This is a genomic window from Brevibacillus borstelensis (assembly GCF_037834415.1).
Lineage (GTDB): Bacteria > Bacillota > Bacilli > Brevibacillales > Brevibacillaceae > Brevibacillus > Brevibacillus borstelensis_A.
This window is the reverse complement of the sequence record NZ_JAUMSJ010000003.1, coordinates 20,815-39,853: the sequence shown is the minus strand read 5'-3', so window position 1 is coordinate 39,853 and position 19,039 is coordinate 20,815. Positions and strand designations below refer to the sequence as shown.

General features: G+C 51.9%; 21 protein-coding genes. 16 read left to right on the top strand and 5 right to left on the bottom strand.

Translation table 11 applies throughout. The annotated features are described in order from the left end of the window. Positions 1-160 precede the first annotated feature (160 nt). Both Q3F21_RS03735 and Q3F21_RS03730 read right to left on the bottom strand, forming a co-directional pair. The gene (locus Q3F21_RS03735) at positions 161-1,105 is read right to left on the bottom strand and encodes a DNA ligase (protein ID WP_340250131.1); all 945 of its coding nucleotides are present in this window, start codon (positions 1,103-1,105) and stop codon (positions 161-163) included. Positions 1,106-1,496: 391 nt separating this feature from the next. Next, complete coding sequence (locus Q3F21_RS03730; RefSeq protein WP_340250130.1) at positions 1,497-2,141, bottom strand: TetR/AcrR family transcriptional regulator; 645 nt, start codon at positions 2,139-2,141, stop codon at positions 1,497-1,499. A 110-nt stretch (positions 2,142-2,251) separates the two neighbouring features. On the opposite strand from Q3F21_RS03730, the gene Q3F21_RS03725 reads away from it, so the two are divergent. Both Q3F21_RS03725 and Q3F21_RS03720 read left to right on the top strand, forming a co-directional pair. Further along, positions 2,252-3,730, top strand: coding sequence for an MFS transporter (locus Q3F21_RS03725; RefSeq protein WP_340250129.1), 1,479 nt, complete (start codon positions 2,252-2,254; stop codon positions 3,728-3,730). A 127-nt stretch (positions 3,731-3,857) separates the two neighbouring features. Then, positions 3,858-4,736, top strand: a complete 879-nt coding sequence (locus Q3F21_RS03720) for a cation diffusion facilitator family transporter (protein WP_340250128.1) — start codon at positions 3,858-3,860, stop codon at positions 4,734-4,736. 14 nt (positions 4,737-4,750) lie between these two features. On the opposite strand, the gene Q3F21_RS03715 is transcribed toward Q3F21_RS03720, so the two are convergent. After that, positions 4,751-5,683, bottom strand: coding sequence for a Ku protein (locus Q3F21_RS03715; protein WP_340250127.1), 933 nt, complete (start codon positions 5,681-5,683; stop codon positions 4,751-4,753). 150 nt (positions 5,684-5,833) lie between these two features. Then, positions 5,834-5,977, bottom strand: a complete 144-nt coding sequence (locus Q3F21_RS03710; protein ID WP_340250126.1) for a hypothetical protein — start codon at positions 5,975-5,977, stop codon at positions 5,834-5,836. A 407-nt stretch (positions 5,978-6,384) separates the two neighbouring features. Between Q3F21_RS03710 and rsmD the strand changes: the two genes are divergently transcribed. Continuing rightward, the gene (gene rsmD, locus Q3F21_RS03705; RefSeq protein ID WP_340250125.1) at positions 6,385-7,053 is read left to right on the top strand and encodes a 16S rRNA (guanine(966)-N(2))-methyltransferase RsmD; all 669 of its coding nucleotides are present in this window, start codon (positions 6,385-6,387) and stop codon (positions 7,051-7,053) included. Between the two features lie 3 nt (positions 7,054-7,056). Continuing rightward, a complete protein-coding gene (gene coaD / locus Q3F21_RS03700; RefSeq protein WP_340250124.1) occupies positions 7,057-7,539 on the top strand; it encodes a pantetheine-phosphate adenylyltransferase in 483 nt (160 codons plus the stop codon). 29 nt (positions 7,540-7,568) lie between these two features. Here the strand turns inward: coaD and ylbJ are convergent, their stop codons facing one another. After that, entirely contained in the window at positions 7,569-8,804 is a 1,236-nt protein-coding gene (ylbJ, locus tag Q3F21_RS03695; RefSeq protein WP_340250123.1) for a sporulation integral membrane protein YlbJ, read from the bottom strand. A gap of 125 nt (positions 8,805-8,929) precedes the next feature. On the opposite strand from ylbJ, the gene Q3F21_RS03690 reads away from it, so the two are divergent. The 12 genes from Q3F21_RS03690 to fabF all read left to right on the top strand — a co-directional run bounded on the left by Q3F21_RS03690 (position 8,930) and on the right by fabF (position 19,015). Next, positions 8,930-9,730 (top strand): patatin-like phospholipase family protein, encoded by an 801-nt coding sequence (locus tag Q3F21_RS03690; RefSeq protein WP_340250122.1) that lies wholly within the window; start codon positions 8,930-8,932, stop codon positions 9,728-9,730. After that, positions 9,720-10,787, top strand: a complete 1,068-nt coding sequence (locus Q3F21_RS03685) for a SepM family pheromone-processing serine protease (RefSeq protein ID WP_340250121.1) — start codon at positions 9,720-9,722, stop codon at positions 10,785-10,787. The genes Q3F21_RS03690 and Q3F21_RS03685 overlap by 11 nt, the downstream gene beginning before the upstream one ends. An 84-nt stretch (positions 10,788-10,871) precedes the next feature. Continuing rightward, a complete protein-coding gene (locus Q3F21_RS03680; protein WP_340250120.1) occupies positions 10,872-11,387 on the top strand; it encodes a YceD family protein in 516 nt (171 codons plus the stop codon). 137 nt (positions 11,388-11,524) lie between these two features. Then, positions 11,525-11,695 (top strand): 50S ribosomal protein L32, encoded by a 171-nt coding sequence (gene rpmF, locus Q3F21_RS03675; RefSeq protein ID WP_003386041.1) that lies wholly within the window; start codon positions 11,525-11,527, stop codon positions 11,693-11,695. Between the two features lie 216 nt (positions 11,696-11,911). After that, the gene (locus Q3F21_RS03670) at positions 11,912-12,682 is read left to right on the top strand and encodes a DeoR/GlpR family DNA-binding transcription regulator (protein WP_340250119.1); all 771 of its coding nucleotides are present in this window, start codon (positions 11,912-11,914) and stop codon (positions 12,680-12,682) included. 334 nt (positions 12,683-13,016) lie between these two features. After that, on the top strand, positions 13,017-13,601 hold the full coding sequence (gene fapR, locus Q3F21_RS03665; RefSeq protein WP_340250118.1) for a transcription factor FapR: 585 nt from the start codon (positions 13,017-13,019) through the stop codon (positions 13,599-13,601). A gap of 19 nt (positions 13,602-13,620) precedes the next feature. Beyond that, the gene (plsX, locus tag Q3F21_RS03660; protein ID WP_340250117.1) at positions 13,621-14,628 is read left to right on the top strand and encodes a phosphate acyltransferase PlsX; all 1,008 of its coding nucleotides are present in this window, start codon (positions 13,621-13,623) and stop codon (positions 14,626-14,628) included. Positions 14,629-14,634: 6 nt separating this feature from the next. Then, positions 14,635-15,654 (top strand): beta-ketoacyl-ACP synthase 3, encoded by a 1,020-nt coding sequence (locus tag Q3F21_RS03655; protein ID WP_340250116.1) that lies wholly within the window; start codon positions 14,635-14,637, stop codon positions 15,652-15,654. Beyond that, positions 15,654-16,601, top strand: coding sequence for an ACP S-malonyltransferase (fabD, locus tag Q3F21_RS03650; RefSeq protein ID WP_340250115.1), 948 nt, complete (start codon positions 15,654-15,656; stop codon positions 16,599-16,601). The genes Q3F21_RS03655 and fabD overlap by 1 nt, the downstream gene beginning before the upstream one ends. Then, positions 16,598-17,338 carry a 3-oxoacyl-[acyl-carrier-protein] reductase gene (fabG, locus tag Q3F21_RS03645; RefSeq protein WP_340250114.1) on the top strand — a complete coding sequence of 247 codons (741 nt, stop codon included), beginning with the start codon at positions 16,598-16,600 and terminating at the stop codon, positions 17,336-17,338. Before fabD ends, fabG begins: the two co-directional genes overlap by 4 nt. 64 nt (positions 17,339-17,402) lie before the next feature. After that, the gene (gene acpP, locus Q3F21_RS03640; protein ID WP_340250113.1) at positions 17,403-17,636 is read left to right on the top strand and encodes an acyl carrier protein; all 234 of its coding nucleotides are present in this window, start codon (positions 17,403-17,405) and stop codon (positions 17,634-17,636) included. A gap of 137 nt (positions 17,637-17,773) precedes the next feature. Continuing rightward, positions 17,774-19,015: a beta-ketoacyl-ACP synthase II gene (fabF, locus tag Q3F21_RS03635; protein ID WP_340250112.1), complete on the top strand. Its 1,242-nt coding sequence runs from the start codon at positions 17,774-17,776 to the stop codon at positions 19,013-19,015. Positions 19,016-19,039: the final 24 nt, after the last annotated feature.

Here is a 19,039-nt window from a genome sequence, read left to right as displayed (position 1 = left end):
CCAAGAATACAAATCCCGCGATAGGCAGGAGACAATTGTCTTGCTTTGTGCATCGTAAGTGGATACGCCGATTGTTATATCCCTAAACGGGGAACAATCGGCTCTTTTTTATGCCCGACTTTTTTGCATGGAACACTCGCGTTTTCTGGCGATATCCTGTTTAGCTTTGAGAGAAGGTACAATCCGATACCGCCACGTCAACAACCGCCTGGATGCTTGGATGTCTCAGCGTAAGTCCCGGAGTCCATTCCATAAATTGAACCTTCATAACGAGTTCAGGCTTTATCCATATCGCATCCTTCATGCGTTCAGGTTGATTGACAAACGGTTTGTTCGGGATCACCAGCGATTTCACTGTTTCAGTAAGTACGCGCCACTCTTTATCGGTGAGTTTTCCGGTGCCAGCATGACCAATGTAGGTTAGTTTTCCGTCGTCGTCATACAAACCGAGGAGTACCGCATTTACAATGCCATCGCGAAGCGTCACCCCGCCAACGACGGCAAAAAGGTCTTGCGAAACCTTCTTTTTTTGCCAACGTTTATCTTTCCCCTTGACTTTGTACGAACTGCTCAGATCTTTACAAACAATTCCTTCCATCTGGTGCTGTTTCATGACTTCAAACAACCCGTGAGCGTCCGTAAAACTTTGGACAACTTGCACATCCGGTTGCGGAGCAATGATTTGATGAAGGATAGCTTGTCTTTCGGACAAAGGCTTGTCAATTACCCAGCAGCCATTGAAAAACAATACATCAAAGATCATATAGGTTGCAGGTGTGTGTTTTACGGCGAGCTCGATACTGCTCGTCTTTCGCAAACTGTCTCTTTTCATGATTTCGTGAAACGAAGGCTTGTTTGAGTCGAAGGCTATGATTTCGCCATCAAGAATTACAGAGGATGCGGAACAATAGCGTGCGATGTTTACGAATTCCGGATATTGCGGACTGCGGTCATTTAGTTTCCGATTGATTAAGCGTATTTGGCTGCCGTCAAAATAGGTTAGCATTCTAACTCCGTCCCACTTAATTTGGGCTACCCAATTGGTTCCGCTCGGTATGGAATCGGCATGAATTGGTTCGAAAGGATAAATGGGTTCTAATTCCATGGGACCTCCTTTGGGAGATGGATGACAAGTAGAGTTTTTTCAACAATAAGCTCGTAGTGGTTAGCATTACCTGAGATGTACAAAATTGATACAGGCATGCGTAAAAACAATGAATAGAGCAGCTGTGAGGAGCGGACAAAAAAGCACCGGGCATATATGGCTTCCTTGCTTTTTCGAGCAGAGAGGAGCATTCACAATGCAGTCCTTGCTTCACGAAGAAAGCTGTAAGTTTTTTTGAAGCAAGACATTCATTGACAGATAGTCAGTCAAATAATAAAATAGGAAACGACCTTAATTGATAATAAAAATCACTTTCAATTAAGGGCGTTTCCTGGTTCGTTATTTTTGGAGATTACCGGCTAGGCAGTAAACATCTATGTACAGCTTTCTTTTAGATAGGGATCGTTTTACATGCTTCCCGAAGAGTCTCGATATCGAAGCTGCCGGGCTCGACACCGAACAGATTCTCGAAAATCGGCTGAATTGCTGTTATTCGCTTGATTCTTTCCTGCTTTGTCCATTTAAAAAGAGCAGGGTCGACCCAGTGATGAATCGTGGAGAGGAAAAATTCTGCGACCAGCGACGGGTTGGCTGCTGCAAATCGTTTTTCGCGAATTCCTTGTATCACGATAGCGGTGATAAGGGGGGTGAAATTGCAAATCGTCTGGATGTACAGTTTTTGGCGTAGCGCTGCATTATCGTCATGCTGCAGGTACCTAAACACTTCCACATGGCCTGTTGGATCATCCAGTTCAAACACGATAACCCAGGCTATTTTTTGATATGCGGAAAGATCAGGGGCATGGGCCACTTGGTCAAATTGTTTTAAAATACCGTCTAACTGCCGCTCGATCAAGGCGTTGGCGAGCGCATCCTTCGAGTCAAAATAATAATAAAGCGTGCCCTGAGCGACTTTCATCGTTTTTGCGATATCGATCGTAGACGTTTTTTGGTACCCGAATTTTTGAAACAGCGATTCGGCCGTATCGAGAATCTCATTTCTGCGTTCATGGGGATTTTTCGATATTCGTGGCAAATATGACGCACCTCCCATCCTTATTAAACCATTTTGACAAGTAATCAGTCAAAAACGGTGCTATCAATTTTTGAGTGATAGTCAGTCAAATAATGCAAGGAGGAATATGAATGTCCAATCCAAACATGGACTATAAGTCGGACCTACAAGTCCACCCTAACAGATGGTATGCGCTTGCGGTTATTTTGCTCCCCACTTTATTAGTTTCATTAAACACATACATGATCCAGGTTGCTCTGCCGATTATACAAGGCAGTCTGCATGCCAGCTTCTCGGAAGCCCAGCTCATTTTATCCGCTTACTCTCTTGCTTTGGCAGTAACGCTCATTGTCGCGGGGAAACTGGGAGATCTATACGGGAGAAAGAGAATGCTGTTTTTCGGAGTGGCCCTGTTTACATCAATGGCCCTCATCGGGGGCGTTGCTATCGAGCCGGCCCTCCTGATTTGTATCAGGATCGTGCAGGGCTTGTCTGCAGCGCTCATTCAACCGCAGGTTTTGTCTATCATGCAGGTCAGCTACCTCCCGCGTGAAAAGCCGCTCGTTTTCGGGATTTACGGCGCGGTAGTTGGAATTGCATTTACTTTCGGCCTCCTCCTTGGCGGATTTCTCGTTCAGTTGAATCTGTTTGAATTTGGCTGGCGCAGCATTTTCTTTTTTCAAATACCGATTGGCATTCTTGTCTTGGTGTTTTTGCCATTGATCCCGGAATCACACGGGGAACGAAGGGAGAAGAGTGTCGATTGGAGCGGCGCCGCTTTGCTGACAACTGGCTTGTTTTTATTCATTTATCCGTTGACGGAAGGCCAAAAACAAGGCTGGCCCCTTTGGACATGGTGCTGCTTGCTGGCAGCTTTTCCTGTTCTGCTTTGCTTTCTTTTGGTCGAAGTTCGTAAACAGAAGCTGGGAGAGTTCCCGCTTGTCGATCTGTCTATTTTCAAAAATCGTCCTATCGTTGTAGGCATGATGACAGTCATCGTTGTCTATCTCAACATGTTTTCATTTTTCTTCGTCTTGAGTTATTATTCACAATTTGGCTTGCATGATTCCGTTCAATCGACGAGCATGGCGTTCCTTCCTGTTGGAATCGGGTGCCTCTTCACATCGTTGATCTCGCCCCGCTTGTTCAAGAGACGGGGACATCTTGTGCTGAAGACAGGCGCCCTGCTAATGGGAATTTGCAACCTTTTGCTAGTCATCTCGCTGAATCATGGAGAAGTCCATCTGGATCAGGCGCAAAATCAATGGTTTCTTTTGGCGTACGGCTGCGGTTTGGGAATGGCGACGACCCAGCTCATCGGCACGGTTCTCAGTCTCATTCCAGCGAAGATTGCAGGAACTGGTTCAGGCTTGCTTACCACATTTACGTATTTGGCAAACTCGCTGGCTGTTACCTTGATCGGCATTCTCTTCTCGTCCTCGTTGGGAACCTCTCTTGCCGAAGCTGATCTTCCAGATTATGTCAGGGCGTTTTCGACAGCTTTAGTGGTCTGCAGTCTGCTTGCTTTTGCCGCATTCATTTGCCTCTGCTTCTTGCCAGGCCAAAACAATACAAAGGATAGGGGGATATCAACGAAGATGAAAAATTGACCAAGGCCAACATAGTTTCCCCCCCTCTACGATCATGAATCAGACTAAAACTGTTTCTGTAGACCCACACGAGCTGCGTCTGATACGATGAAGATCGCTTGAGACGGATTGTATTGGGGTGGTTCGGATGGATGTTTACGGAAATTTAAAACAGGGAGAACGCGGGGTGTGGGTCAGTATCGCCGCGTACATCTTCTGTTCGTTCATAAAAGTAGCCGTTGCTCTGTTTGCAGACTCGGAGGCGCTTTTGGCCGACGGGTTGAACAACACCACGGATGTGATCGCCTCGATCGCTGTGTTGATCGGACTGCGAATCGCTCGAAAGCCGCCGGATAAGGACCATCCTTATGGACATTTCCGGGCGGAAACGATCTCCGCCATGGTCGCTTCTTTCATTATGTTTGCGGTAGGGATCGAAGTGCTCTCAAGGGCCGTGCCGTCGCTTTTCAATCCACAGGTGCAAGCGCCCGATATGATGGCCGCATGGGTTGCGATGGGATCGGCTGTGGTGATGCTGGCTGTTTACCGTTACAACATCCGTTTGGCAAAGTCGATTAACAGTCAGGCTTTGGCTGCCGCTGCTCAGGACAACCGCTCCGACGCATGGGTGAGCATCGGGACTTTTGTGGGGATTGCCGGGGCCCAGTTTCAGCTCCATTGGCTGGACCCGCTGGCTGCACTTGTAGTAGGCGTCATTATTCTGAAGACGGCCTGGGAGATTTTCCGGGAAGCGGCCCACCGTCTCACGGACGGATTTGACTACGGAGAATTGGAGGTCCTGCGCGACGCGATTTCGCAAATACCCGGCGTTGCCGAGATCAAAGACATCAAGGCCCGGTACCTGGGCAGCAGCGTGATCGTCGACGCCATCATTCATGTGGATCCGGACCTGAATGTCATCGAAAGCCATGTGATTACGGAAGAAATTGAGAAGTACATGAAGGAAAAACACAAGATAGGGACCGTTCACATCCATATTGAGCCGGACGAGCGGCTTGCCAAATAAAAGGCGAAGTGGCTTCAGGATGTTTCCGCTTTTTTTCGGCGCAGCTTTTTCGTCGTCGTTGTCGTGGCAAGCGGCTTCTCGGGGCTTTTTCGTTCCTGCTTCACTCCAGTCTGTTTCTTGGCTCCTGCAGAAGGAATTGGCGTCGGATGCGGCTCCAATTTTGCCGGAGCGGCCTGGTCGCCTGTCGCCGCCAGGCTTTCCCTGAGCGCCTGCATGAGATCGACGACGTTTGCCCGAGGCGCGGCGGGAGCTGCGGCTATTTCTTTTCCTTCCTTTTTCTTTTCTATGAGCGCCTGCAGGCTGCTGCGATACTCATCCTTGTATTTGGAAGGGTCAAAAGCCGTCGTCATGTTGTTGATCAGCTCGGCAGCCATCCTCAATTCAGTTTCCGCCAATGCCACGTCGGCTTCCGGCAGGGCGGGCACTTGGGTCACAGGACGAACCTCATCGGGATAAAAAATGGTTTCCATCATGATGCAGTGTTCGTAAAGGCGAATCACAGCCAGGCTTTCCTTGTTCCTCATCGTCACCCGGGCCACCGCGATTTTACCCGTTTCCTTCATCGCTGCGCGCAGCAGCGAGTAAGCCTTGTCTCCCGTTTCTTGCGGAGAAAGGAAGTAGCTTTTGTCAAAGTAAACCGGATCAATTTCCGTCAAGTCCACAAAATCTACGATCTCGATGGCTCTGCGCGTTTCCGGGGCAATTGCCTCCAGGTCCTCGTCTTGAATGATGACGTAATTTCCCTTCTCATACTCGAAACCGCGAACAATGTCCTCGGTACTAACCTCTTTTTCACAATGCGGACACATTTTTGAATACCGGATCGGAGTATGGCACTCCTTGTGAAGCTGGCGAAATCGGACATCCCTCTCTTCGGTTGCGGTGAACATTCGCACGGGGATGTTGACCAGCCCAAAACTGATGGATCCTTTCCAGACAGTATGCATAAAACTCCCCCTATTGTTCTCATTACGTGTAGTATCCACATGTTTTTGGCTTAGCGGAGAGGGAAAAGCAGGCGATTGCCTGTCGAATCGGGAGAAATGCTGTTTTTGCATAGAAAAAGCCAGCCTTTTCCTTAAGGCTGGCCTGCTTGCTTATTGCCCATGCTTGATAATGTCGGATTGGTCTGCTGCAGACTGCATGAGACGGGCTTCTTCCTTGCCTGTGCCCGTTCGGTCAGCACGCGACTGGGCGGCAGCAGCTTCTTGTTTTTGCTTCGATGGAAGTTTTTCAGTCATGTTTACTCGCCTCCCGCGTACGAAACTTGCGTTAGTGTGCCCTGGAAGCACAAAAAAATACCTCACCGCAAATGCAGTGAGGCAGCAGCCCATGTCTCCCGCTTGGGGAGTGGTGGTACGGAATGCTCCTATCAGACACGCCGTACGCAAGCAGGAACTGCTTTTCAATTATGGGAGAGGAGAAACCGGAGGAAGAGCTTATGGGGAAACGTAAGTCTTCTCCGCGGTTGTCAGCGACACCGTTGCGTCGCTATCCATATTCTTTTCCAGAAAAGACCCGATCTATTCATCATCCCCGAAAAATTTTTCCATCTGAATAATTTTACCGGCCCAGGTCGTTGTGATAGTATGAAATCATTCTCAACCACGAGGGAATAATCAGACTTGACGGTAAAGGTGAATGGCTTATGCGCGTAATTTCAGGTGAACACAGAGGACGTAGGCTTGTTGCGGTACCTGGAAAGGGAACCCGTCCCACGACTGACAAAATAAAAGAGTCCATCTTTAATATGATCGGTCCCTATTTCTCAGGCGGCACGGCCCTCGATCTGTACGCCGGAACAGGCGGTTTGGGGATCGAGGCGTTAAGCCGCGGAGTAGAGCGGTGTGTATTCGTGGAAAAGGATCTCAAGGCCTTTTCCGTTGTGAAGCAGAATGTAGCCGCCTGCCGTCTGGAGGAGCGGGCGGAGCTGTACCGAAACGATGCGGGAAGGGCGTTGAAGCAGCTCGCCAAAAGGGGCATCGCTTTCGATCTGGTGTTTCTCGATCCGCCGTATGCGCAGCAGCAAATTGCCCAGGAGATCATGCAGTTGCAGGAGGGAAAGCTGCTCGCGGACGAAGCGTGGATTGTGGCCGAGCACGACAGCGGCATCCGCTTGCCCGAAGCGATTGGCGCCTGTTGTCTTGACCGTTCATCTACATACGGAGATACGACAATTGCCATCTACCGGTTCGAGCCGGACGGGACTTCCGATCCACAGCAGGGGCAAGAGCAGACAGACGAATCTGAGCCAGATACTGAAAGGGGCACCGACCAGCTTTCGGATGAACCCACAATGACGCAAAGGGGCAGCTGACTTATGACGATTGCCGTATGTTCGGGAAGCTTTGATCCAGTAACGAACGGACACCTCGATATCATTTCCCGAGGTGCCCGGATATTTGAAAAAGTAATCGTCGCCGTGTTGAACAACTCGCAAAAGCAGTCGCTGTTTACGGTAGAAGAACGAGTCGAAATGCTACGGCTGGCAACCGCTCACCTGCCGAACGTGGAGGTGGACTCATTCAGCGGGCTGTTGATGGATTACATGCGCAAGCGGCAGGCCAGCGTCATTTTGCGCGGTCTGCGCTCAAATGCGGATTTTGACTATGAAATGCCGATCGCCGCGGCCAACAAAACGCTCGGCGAAGATGTAGAGACGATGTTTCTTTTGACCAATCCGCAGTATGCCTATCTGAGCTCCAGCATTGTCCGCGAATTGGCCAAATACAAGGCGAGCGTGAAAGGGCTGGTACCGCCCGCTGTAGAAGAGGCGTTGGCAAAGAAATTTGCCGGACAGTGACAGCGTAGCGGTGTTTGATCGCAGCTTCCTCATGAATGCGGCTTTTGACCCTTGGAGCCGCGGAGCAAAAAGCTGAGGAGCAGCAAAACGCATAACAGCGCTCCAGCCGCCAATCCGGAATGAAGCAGCGTATCCCACCAGCTGACCATAGGCACGCCAGAGGTCGTCGGCATAAACACGGGGACGTCTCTTTCTGAAAACCAGGTAGAAGCAGCGGTTAACGGTTTCCAGCAAAAAAAGGCCAGTAAAGAGGCAAGGCCTGCATGAATGACCCGAGCCAATAGATAAGGCGTAACCCTGATGTCGGTTTCGCTGAGGATGCTGGCCACTTGGGCGTGCACGCTAAGTCCGCCCCAGGAGATGATGGCGCTGGCGACTACCGCTTTCCAGACCATTGGAATTGATGAGCTGACGACACTTACGCCTTGGGCTCCGAGTGTGACCTCGAACAAGCCGGCGATAATTCCCGCGGAGAAGGCGGAAGGGACCCCCAAAGGCCCGAGAAACACAGCCAGAAGGCTGGTTAAAATTTTCGTCAGCTCAATCGTGGCAAACAATTGAATCAAAACCGAGAAGACGATGATAAAGCCGCCGATCATCAGCAATGTATGGAGGGCTGATTGTACCGCCTCCCCCATCAACCGCCCGAACGGCCGGCGGTCCCTGATGCGGGCGCGGTGCATCGCCTGCAAGGCGCGAAGCGGCAAGGGAAGCCGGTTTTTTTCCAATGGCTTGGTGGAAGGTGCAAAAGGGGAGTAAAACCGATAAATCACTCCCAACAACAAGGCGGAAGCGTAGTGGCTGAAGGCCAGAACAAAACCGAACTGCTCGCTATGGAAAAAACCGATGGAGACTGCCCCGATGACAAATAAAGGGTCGCCTGTTGTTGTGAACGAAACCAATCGTTCTCCTTCTGCCTGTGTAATGCTTCCTTGCTCTCTCAGCCTGGTGGTCAGCTTGGCAGCCACCGGATAACCGGAAGCGAATCCCATCGTAAGGACAAAACCGCCCGTCCCCGGCACGTTAAAGAGAGGGCGCATCAAGGGTTCTAATAAGACGCCAGCGAAGTGGACGACACCTACACCCATCAGAACTTCAGACAACACGATAAATGGCAGGGTTGACGGGAAAACGATCTCCCACCAAACCTTCAAGCCTCGGATCGCCGCCTCAAAGGACGTCTGCGGATGGGAGACCAGAATGATGACCAGAGCGATCGCTGAACAAGCGTATAACAATGTGAGAATGGGAGAGCGGCGTGTCATGGCTACCTCCTGTCCTGCAGCTAGATAGTACATGTCTACGTGAGGGAGGACAAAACTATTCGCCTGCGTTGTTTGTTGAAAAGTTTGACGATCGGCCACATACGCTTGAAGTGGGGGATGTGGATATGGAGAAGAAACGAAAACCGAAAATCGGGCTTGCGCTTGGATCGGGAGGAGCGCGGGGCTTTGCCCATATCGGCGTTCTCAAGGTTTTTGAAGCCCATGGCATAAACATCGACATGCTGGCGGGAAGCAGTATGGGCAGTCTCATCGCCGCTGTTTACGCCAACGGGATCGAGCCCCATATGATGGAGAAGCTCGCTCTCAATTTAAAACGGAAGCACTGGCTCGATTTGACCGTACCCAGCCTTGGCTTTGTGACGGGGGAGAAAATCAAGCAGTTGATTCGCCTGCTGACACATGGAAAAAGGATTGAGGAGCTTAAGAAAGAGCTGGCTATCGTAGCCACAGACATCGAGACGGGGGAGCGGGTCGTCTTTCAGGAAGGACCGGTCGACCAAGCTGTCCGCGCCAGCATTTCCATCCCGGGAATCTTCGTTCCGGAGCGAGTAAACGGCAGGCTGCTTGTGGACGGCGGTGTCATCGACCGCGTGCCGATCACGGTGATCCGGGATATGGGGGCGGATCTGGTGATCGCCGTCGACGTCGCGCTGTTCGATACACCGATGAAAGTAACGACGATTTTTGACGTCATCGCGCAGACGATAGACGTGATGGAACGGGAAATTTTGCGTCACCGAATCCTTTCCGCCGATCTCGTAATTCGTCCTGATGTTGGACACTATAGCAGTATCGCTTATACAGGAATAGAAGAAATTATTGCGCTCGGAGAACAAGCGGCCTTGGAATATGTAGACAAAATTCAGGAAATGATCGCGGACTGGGGGCAGGAGAATGAGCGATGAAAGAATAACGGCACGCCGGAACGCCAGCGGAAGCGGCGGTTTTGCACGCTGGCTGATGGTTGTCATCCCGATTGCTTTGGGGTTGTTATTTTTCGTACCGACATCGTACTATGTCACAAGACCCGGTTCTGCCATCGAATTGGCCCCGATGATCGATGTGGAAGGCGGGGAAAAGGATGAAACCGGCGCTTTTATGCTGACGACGGTGAGGATGGGAGAAGCCAATCTGGCCTGGTATCTGTACGCCCAGTTTTCCCCTGACGCTGAACTGATGGAAAAGCAGCTCGTTGTCAGCGAAGGGGAAAGTAACGAGGACTTTACCAGACGCGAGCTGGCTGTCATGGACAACTCGCAAAAAATAGCGGAAGCTGTCGCTTTCCGGCTGGCGGGATACGACGTGAAAGTCGAAAACCAGGGCGTATGGGTGATGGGGACGGTTGAAAACATGCCGGCCAAAAATGCACTGAAAGTAGGGGACGTCATCACCTCTGTGGACGGAAAGAAGATGCGCAAGAAAGAGGATTTGCTCAAGTATTTGTCAGGAAAACGCAAAGGGGATTCTGTCGAGATCGTGTTTACGCGGGACGGCAAGGAGCAAAAACAGACGCTGGTCCTGGATCAATTACCCCAATCGAAAAATGTCGGGATCGGCATCCGGCCTGAAGATAAACAGGAAATTACCGTACCGAGCCGCGTGACCATTGCATCCGAGGGCATTGGCGGCCCATCTGCCGGCTTGATGATGACCTTGGAGATATACGACCAGCTCAATACGGAACTGGATTTGACGCGCGGTTACCAGATTGCGGGGACGGGGACGATCTCGCTGGACGGCACCGTGGGCCGAATCGGCGGGATCAGCCACAAAATTGTCGCCGCAGACAAGGCGGGAGCAGAAATCTTTTTTGCGCCGCAGGATGATCAAGGACCGATTTCCAATTACGAGGAAGCCGTGGTAACGGCAAAACGCATCGGGACTTCGATGAAGGTAGTGCCGGTTCGCACGGTGGAGGATGCGCTCGTGTACCTCCGCTCCCAGCCTTTGAAAAAAACTTGAGCGGACTTGCTGTCAAGGAAAAATGGTTGACAAAGAAAAACCCAGATTATATAATCATCCTTGTTGTGCATGAGGTGAAAAGCCGTGAATATTAAAATTGTAGACTTGGATCATCGCAAAGGGGAGCCGCTGCCATTTCGACTTACGTTGGATGCGGACGAGCTGAAGAGTCGTCATCAGGAAATTCGCAATCTGACTCCGGTTGAAGTGTCGGGCGAGGCAACCAAGCTGGGTGACCTGTACTACGTCAATGGAAACATGAAGGCCGACGTCGATTACGTCTGCGCGAGATGCCTCAGGCCGTTTCGTCAGCATACGGAGGTTCCCTTTTCCGAAACCTTCGCTTCTGAAGAATCGCCGCTGGCAGATGAAGAAGACAGCGATATTTTGCCGCTTCAAGGCGATGAGATCGAGCTGATTCCACTGCTGCAAGAGGATTTCTTGTTGGACATACCCGCCTTTCCTCTCTGCGAGGATGATTGCAAGGGTTTGTGTCCGACTTGCGGCGCCAACCGCAACGAGCAGGCTTGCGGCTGCAAGAACGAGCGGATCGACCCTCGTTTGGCCGGACTGGCTGACTTTTTCAAGGACGGACAGTAAACTTGTTTTCAAGATGTGACGGCAGATCTGACGGTCTGTACGTCCCATTTTTGAACGGATGGCAAAAAGCGTTTCGCCTATTCCATCCACCCTATAGAGCTTCTTAGCATTTACCAGTTGAAGGAGGTGTAAGGAAGATGGCAGTACCTCAACGGAGAACTTCCAAAACCCGTAAAAGAATGCGTCGTACGCACTTCAAATTAGAGATTCCTGGCATGATCAAATGCGATAATTGTGGCGAATACAAGCTCGCGCATCGCGTTTGCCCGAGCTGCGGACACTACAAAGGCGTGAAAGTTTCGAAGTAAGAAGAGCAGGGTGAGAAATCACCTTGCTTTTTTATTTTGTTTGAAGCTCCGCCATTCGGGTTGAGCGTACAAATCGAAGATGGATAAGTGTTTTTAAGTTATTTTAAGTAAATCTTCAATAAAATCTATTTTATTCACTTATTTTTGCTTGAAAACGCTGAAGAAGTTGCATAAAATAAAGAGGAACTATGCAGAATCATTACGGAGTTGACTTATGTGTACCAGGAAGAACGATTGTTGGCGATCCTTCGTTATCTGGAACAGCATGAACGTATCGGCGTCCAGGATATTGTAGAACAATTCAAGGTTTCGCGTGATACGGCGCGCAGAGACATCCTGAAGCTGGAGGAGCAAGGGGCAATCGTTCGCACACGTGGAGGAGCTATATTGCCGACGGCAGCCAGACAAATCCGCTCCTATCAAGAAAGACTGCAGCTGGAATCAGAGGGCAAACGGGCAATAGGCATGCTCGGAGCCCGTTTTATCCAGGACAACGAATCGGTCATGATGGATGCGTCCACCACTGTGCGCTTTGCAGCCGAAAAGATGCGCTCCGCAAATAATGTCGTCATTACCAACTCGATTGATATTGCGGCGGTTCTGGCCGAAAAGGGCAATGTCTCTGTCAAATTGCTCGGGGGCGATCTGGATCTCAAGAATCGGTACGTACACGGCCCCAGAGCGGTGCAAATGCTCAAAGACTTTCACGTCAACAAGCTGCTCATCGGCGCGTGTGGAATTACAGTGCACGGCTTGTTCTCGTGGTCTGAGGAGGACGGGCTGATCCTTCGTGAGATGATGAATCGCGCAGACGCGGTTTACGTGCTGGCCGACCACTCCAAATTTGGCGTTCAGCTGCTGTATCGGGTAGCGGGATTAGAGAGCATCGATGTCGTCATCACGGACGAAGAACCGTGCGAAGAGATTCAAGATGCGCTGAGAGTAGGCAATGTGGATTGGATTCATGCAGCCACATATCCTGAATGAACGGTTGTTTGCATGGCAAAATGGGATAAACTTTGCCGAGTCGGCGTGATGGAAAACAGCGTGACGGCGGGCGAATTTATCAAAGGGGAGCTCCGGCTGGACGGGGCTCCTTTTTAGTGCTCTTTTATTGGGGAGAGAGCATTCCTTATCAAAACGGACCTTGAGAAACGGTTTTCCGCTGGCACTCGCGGGTCTATGGTCGTTTTTTTGACGTATCCTCCGATCTTTACTTGTAATTGCAGGCATCCTCCCTTATACTTTGGTTGGTACCTGGTATTAAAAACTGCTCGTAAACATCTTGTTTTCATGATAATACGAATATGACGCACTGGGGGTGTTTGTCATCGCCCGCTTGCCAAAAAAAGACCGTCAGAATCGTTTGGTGCAATTTCTGCAAGAGAATCCTTTTGCCACGGACGAGGATCTGGCTGAGTTATTTCAGGTCAGTATTCAAACAATACGGTTAGACCGTTTGGAGCTTGGAATACCGGAGCTGCGCGAGCGTATCAAGTCTGTTGCCGAGAAAAGTCTCGACCCGGTAAAATCGCTTGGAATTGATGAGGTGATCGGCGATGTGGTCGACCTTCAGTTGGACGTACAGGCGATCTCTGTACTTGAAATTAAGGAAGAGCATGTATTTGCACGGACGCAAATCGCTCGTGGCCATTACATATTTGCGCAAGCCAATTCACTGGCAGTCGCAGTCATCGATGCCGATGTGGCTTTGACGGCCACAGCGCGCATTCGTTTCGTCCGTCCGGTCAGACTGGGCGAAAAGCTGGTAGCCAAAGCGGTTGTGCGAACCCGCGATGGCGATGAATGCAAGGTCCGCGTCGAAACGAAAGTGCAGGGAGAACTCGTTTTTACGGCTACATTCCGGGTCGTCGGGATGTCGGATGTCAGTACGCGAAATACATAGGAAGCAAGGAGGGACGTGGATGCGAATCGCATTGGATGCGATGGGAGGAGACAACGCTCCGCGAAGCGCTGTACTGGGCGCATGGGAGGCAGTCAAAGATGATCCGGCGTTAACGGTGGTGCTGGTGGGAGACGAGGGGGCCATACGGCGTGAACTCCCCGGAGAGCTTCCGGCCGGCTTGGAAATACACCATGCGTCAGAAGTCATTGAGGCCGATGATGAACCGGTACGGGCGGTCCGGCGAAAAAAAGACTCGTCTCTCGTCGTAACGGTGCAGCTTGCCAAGGAGGGCAAGGTGGATGCGGCCATTTCCGCAGGGAATACAGGTGCCCTTATGACTGCCGGGCTTTTGCTGTGCGGAAGAATGGAAGGAATCGAGCGGCCTGCTCTGGCTGCCTTCATCCCCAATATCATGGGAAAAGTTACGCTTGCCCTTGACGTTGGCGCCAATATGGACGCCAAGCCGCAGCATCTGTACCAATACGCCGTAATGGGAAGCTTGTACGCGGAGAAAGTGCTTGGCTTCGAACGCCCGCGTGTCGGACTGTTAAACGTCGGGACGGAAGAAGGAAAAGGGAACGAGCTGACAAAAGCCGTTTACGGCATGCTCGCAGGAGCCGATCTTCATTTTGTCGGAAACGTTGAGTCACGCGATGTCATGCAAGGCGAATGCGACGTGCTTGTTTCCGACGGCTTTGTCGGAAACGTGCTGTTAAAAGCAATGGAGGGCACGGCTGCGACGATCTTTTCTGTTTTAAAGCAGGAATTTACTTCCAGCCTGATTAATAAAGTAGGGGCGGCTATTCTAAAACCGGGTCTGGTCCGGTTCCGCAAGCGGATGGATTACGCGGAATACGGAGGAGCACCGCTTTTGGGATTGCGGCGACCAGTTATCAAGGCGCACGGCTCGTCTGACGAGCGCGCGATCAAAAACGCCATAGCAAGCGGCGCACGCTTCGTTTCGCAGGATGTGAACGGATTCATTCAAGACGCCTTGCAGAAAAACATACCGGGAGAAAGTGAGTGAAAGCGGATGAAAGGAATGCGTTCGGTAGGGATTTTGGCAACGGGATCCTATACACCGGAGAGAGTGTTGACCAACTTTGATCTGGAGAAAATGGTGGAGACGTCGGATGAGTGGATCGTGAGCCGCACGGGCATCCGGGAACGCCGTATTTCCGGACCGGAGCAAGCTTCCTCCGACTTGGCCCTGGAAGCGGCGAAAAAAGCGCTGGCCAAGGCAAATATCAGTCCGGAACAACTGGACATGATTATCGTAGCCACGGTAACGCCTGACACGACGTTCCCTTCTACCGCCTGCATCTTGCAGGAAAAGCTGGGGGCGAAAAAAGTGGCTGCATTGGATGTGTCGGCGGCATGCACCGGATTTTTGTACGGAATCGCAACGGGCAGCCAGTTTATCGCCAACGGTCTGTACCGTTATATCCTTGTCGTAGGGGTGGAAACCCTCTCCAAAATCACCAACTACAAAGACCGCAATACGTGCGTCCTGTTCGGAGACGGCGCAGGGGCTGCAGTGCTCGGGCCGGTTAAGGACGGCCTCGGATTTCAGGCGTTTGAATTGGGTGCAGACGGATCGGGAGGAGCTCTGCTGTCACAGCCGGCCGGCGGTTCCCGGATTCCGGCATCCGTCGAATCTGTGGAAAAGAATCTCCATTACATCTCGATGGCAGGCGGGGAAGTCTTCAAGTTTGCGGTGCGCGTCATGAACTCCGCTACGGAAGCCGTACTGGAAAAGTCGGGTACCGCGAAAGAGGACATCGATCTCTTGGTACCGCATCAGGCGAACAAGCGTATTATCGACTCGGCCATTCAGCGCTTTGGGCTTTCCGAGGATAAAGTGGCGATAAACCTGGACCGTTATGGCAACATGTCCTCCGCGTCGATCCCCGTGGCACTTGACGAAGCGATTCAGGAAGGGCGTCTGAAGGAAGGCGACAACGTCATTCTCGTCGGCTTCGGCGGCGGATTGACCTGGGGCGCGACCTTGCTCAAATGGTCCACGCAGGAAGCGGAAGGAGGAGAGAAGTAATGGGCAAGACAGCCTTTGTTTTCCCGGGCCAGGGCTCTCAATTTGTGGGGATGGGCCAGGCGCTGGCGGAACAGTCGGAAGCTGCTCGCCGGATTTTTGAACAGGCCGATGAAGCACTCGGCTTCCCTCTCTCTCGCCTTTGTTTTGAAGGCCCGGAGGAAGAGCTCCGGTTGACGGCCAATACCCAGCCGGCGATTTTGGCGGCGAGCATAGCCGTACTGGAGGCGCTCCGCGAGAAGAAGTCGGATATACAGGTTGATTACTATGCGGGTCATAGTTTGGGTGAATATTCCGCGCTGGTGGCGACGGGAGCCCTTTCCTTTACGGACGCGGTGAAAACCGTGCGGGCCCGCGGCCAATTCATGGAGGAAGCCGTTCCGGCGGGACAAGGCGCTATGGCAGCCGTTCTCGGGATGGAGCGGTCAGCCTTGCATGCAGTCTGCGAGGAAGTCAGCGCTAACGGCAATCCGGTGCAGCTAGCCAACATGAACTGCCCGGGTCAAATCGTCATTTCCGGATCGGCGGAGGGCGTAAAGCTGGCTGGCGAGCAGGCGAAAGCTGCCGGTGCCAAGCGTGTTTTGCCGCTCAACGTAAGCGGACCGTTCCACTCCAGCTTGATGCAGCCGGCCGCCGACAAGCTTCAGGCCGTGCTCGCAAAAGTCAGCGTTCACGATGCGGTTGTCCCTGTAGTGGCGAACGTCTCGGCTCGCCCTGTTTCCGATGCGCGTGCCATCGTAGACAGCCTGATCCAACAGGTCGCGGCGCCTGTATTGTGGGAAGATACCATTCAATGGATGGTGGAGCAGAAAGTGACTACCTTTGTTGAGGTAGGACCTGGAAAAGTTTTGGCCGGCTTGCTCAAGAAAATCGCCCCGGCCGAGACGAAAATCGTCTCCGTACAGGATATGGAATCACTGACGGAGCTTTTGAACGGAGGTATCCTATGATGACAGGAAGAACGGCGCTCGTTACAGGCGCTTCCCGCGGAATTGGACGCTCGATCGCCTTGACGCTGGCCGAAGCGGGAGCCAATATCGTCGTGAACTACTCGGGAAGCGAAGCGGCCGCGGCGGAAACGGTCGCGAAAGTGAAAGAACTGGGTCGCGACGCTATCATGGTAAGGGCCAATGTATCCAACGCCGAAGAAGTAAACAATATGTTTAAAGAGGCATTGGATCACTTCGGAACGATCGATATCCTCGTCAACAATGCGGGCATTACCCGCGACAACCTGCTGATGCGAATGAAGGAAGAGGAATGGGACGACGTGATCGCAATCAATCTCAAGGGCGTGTTCAACTGCATCAAGGCAGCAACCCGCCCGATGATGAAGCAGCGATCCGGCCGGATCATCAACATTACGTCTGTAGTCGGAGTCATGGGCAATCCGGGCCAGGCCAACTACGTCGCGGCGAAGGCGGGGGTGATCGGTCTGACAAAAACCTCTGCTCGGGAGCTGGCCTCCCGCGGCATTACCGTAAATGCCGTCGCTCCCGGCTTTATCGATACGGATATGACTGCCGCATTGCCGGAAGAGGTCAAAACGTCCATGCTGGGGCAAATACCGCTGGGCCGATTCGGACAGGCCGAGGATATCGCCCGCGTCGTTTTGTTCCTCGCCTCGGATGCAGCCGGCTATATGACCGGACAGACGCTTCACGTAGACGGCGGCATGTACATGTAAGAAGAGCCTGCTAGTTTTTCAGAGGCTCATCCACTATAATTACGGGGAGAGGGGGTGAAGCAAAATGGCAGATACATTTGAGCGCGTGAAAAAAATCATCGTAGATCGTCTGGGTGTAGATGAGTCCAAAATCACTTTGGAGGCTTCTTTCAAAGAAGATCTGGGTGCTGACTCCCTGGATGTTGTTGAACTGGTGATGGAACTGGAAGACGAATTCGATCTGGAAATTTCCGACGAAGACGCTGAAAAGATCACTACTGTTGGTGAAGTTGTTTCCTACATAACAGCTAACAAGTAGTTCCACTCAGTGGAAGTCCCGGACTTTCGGGACTTCCCCCTTCCTTATTCCGAACCGTTCCCAGTTCATTGGCCCTGCAACACACCAACAAAGCTGCAAGGAAGCGTAGGCTGACTTTACTATAGAGGTGATACCTTATGAAACGCAGAGTGGTGATTACCGGCGTGGGCGTAGTTTCGCCGCTGGGTAATGACGCAACAACATTCTGGAATAACCTGCTGGAAGGAAAGTCGGGAATTTCACCCATTACTTCTTTTGATGCTTCTGACTATCCAACGCGCATTGCAGGGGAAATCAAAGACTTCAACCCGGAAGAGTACATGGATAAAAAGGAAATTCGACGTACAGACCGATTCGTTCAGTTTGGACTGGCTGCTGCCAAAATGGCTGTAGAAAACGCCAAGCTGGAAATTACAGCTGAAAATGCCGAACGTGTTGGTGTATACATCGGATCAGGTATCGGGGGGCTCAGCACCTGGGAAGAACAGCATCAGGTGCTGCTTGAAAAGGGACCGCGCCGCGTCAGCCCATTCTTTATCCCGATGCTCATTGCCAATATGGCCTCAGGTGCCGTTTCCATCCAATACGGCGCTAAAGGACCTACTTCCAGTGCCATTACCGCATGCGCGACAGGAACGAACGCGATTGGAGACGCGCTGCGCTTGATCCAGCACGATCACGCTGACGTCATGATCACCGGAGGCGCAGAAGCGACGATCCGCCCGATGGCCTTTGCCGGCTTCTGTTCCGCCAAAGCCATGTCTACCCGCAATGATGAGCCGACCAAGGCCAGTCGTCCGTTCGACCGCGACCGAGACGGTTTTGTCATGGGCGAAGGCGCGGGGGTACTTATTCTGGAGGAGCTTGAGCACGCCAAAAAACGCGGGGCGACTATTATCGCTGAAGTCATCGGCTACGGCATGAGCGCGGACGCCCATCACATCACTTCTCCATCTCCGGGGGGAGAGGGCGCTGCCCGTTGCATGAAAAACGCGTTGAGAGACGCAGGTATCGAACCTTCTCAAGTGGAGTACATTAATGCACACGGTACTTCCACGGACCAGGGGGATATCGCTGAAACAATGGCGATCAAGGAAGTGTTCGGCGAGTATGCCTACAAGCTTGCCGTCAGCTCGACCAAGTCGATGACGGGACATCTGCTCGGAGCGACAGGCGGCGTGGAAGCGATTGCGACGGCATTCGCATTGCGCGATCAAATTTTGCCGCCGACGATTAATCTGGAGAACCCCGATCCAGAGTGCGATCTGGATTATGTCCCGAATGTGGCTCGCAAGGCTGAAGTAAATGTAGCTCTGTCCAATACGTTCGGGTTCGGCGGTCACAATGCAACCATTATTTTAAAGCGTTACGAGGCATAAATGGTCCCTACTCACAAAAGGAGT

Excerpts from the sequence above, each read along its gene's own strand:
- Q3F21_RS03735 (WP_340250131.1), bottom strand. The coding sequence starts at position 1,105 with ATGGAATTAGAACCCATTTATCCTTTCGAACCAATTCATGCCGATTCC.
- Q3F21_RS03725 (WP_340250129.1), top strand. The coding sequence starts at position 2,252 with ATGTCCAATCCAAACATGGACTATAAGTCGGACCTACAAGTCCACCCT.
- Q3F21_RS03720 (WP_340250128.1), top strand. The coding sequence starts at position 3,858 with ATGGATGTTTACGGAAATTTAAAACAGGGAGAACGCGGGGTGTGGGTC.
- Q3F21_RS03715 (WP_340250127.1), bottom strand. The coding sequence starts at position 5,683 with ATGCATACTGTCTGGAAAGGATCCATCAGTTTTGGGCTGGTCAACATC.
- Q3F21_RS03710 (WP_340250126.1), bottom strand. The coding sequence starts at position 5,977 with ATGACTGAAAAACTTCCATCGAAGCAAAAACAAGAAGCTGCTGCCGCC.
- rsmD (WP_340250125.1), top strand. The coding sequence starts at position 6,385 with ATGCGCGTAATTTCAGGTGAACACAGAGGACGTAGGCTTGTTGCGGTA.
- coaD (WP_340250124.1), top strand. The coding sequence starts at position 7,057 with ATGACGATTGCCGTATGTTCGGGAAGCTTTGATCCAGTAACGAACGGA.
- ylbJ (WP_340250123.1), bottom strand. The coding sequence starts at position 8,804 with ATGACACGCCGCTCTCCCATTCTCACATTGTTATACGCTTGTTCAGCG.
- Q3F21_RS03690 (WP_340250122.1), top strand. The coding sequence starts at position 8,930 with ATGGAGAAGAAACGAAAACCGAAAATCGGGCTTGCGCTTGGATCGGGA.
- Q3F21_RS03685 (WP_340250121.1), top strand. The coding sequence starts at position 9,720 with ATGAGCGATGAAAGAATAACGGCACGCCGGAACGCCAGCGGAAGCGGC.
- rpmF (WP_003386041.1), top strand. The coding sequence starts at position 11,525 with ATGGCAGTACCTCAACGGAGAACTTCCAAAACCCGTAAAAGAATGCGT.
- plsX (WP_340250117.1), top strand. The coding sequence starts at position 13,621 with ATGCGAATCGCATTGGATGCGATGGGAGGAGACAACGCTCCGCGAAGC.
- Q3F21_RS03655 (WP_340250116.1), top strand. The coding sequence starts at position 14,635 with ATGAAAGGAATGCGTTCGGTAGGGATTTTGGCAACGGGATCCTATACA.
- fabD (WP_340250115.1), top strand. The coding sequence starts at position 15,654 with ATGGGCAAGACAGCCTTTGTTTTCCCGGGCCAGGGCTCTCAATTTGTG.
- fabG (WP_340250114.1), top strand. The coding sequence starts at position 16,598 with ATGATGACAGGAAGAACGGCGCTCGTTACAGGCGCTTCCCGCGGAATT.
- acpP (WP_340250113.1), top strand. The coding sequence starts at position 17,403 with ATGGCAGATACATTTGAGCGCGTGAAAAAAATCATCGTAGATCGTCTG.
- fabF (WP_340250112.1), top strand. The coding sequence starts at position 17,774 with ATGAAACGCAGAGTGGTGATTACCGGCGTGGGCGTAGTTTCGCCGCTG.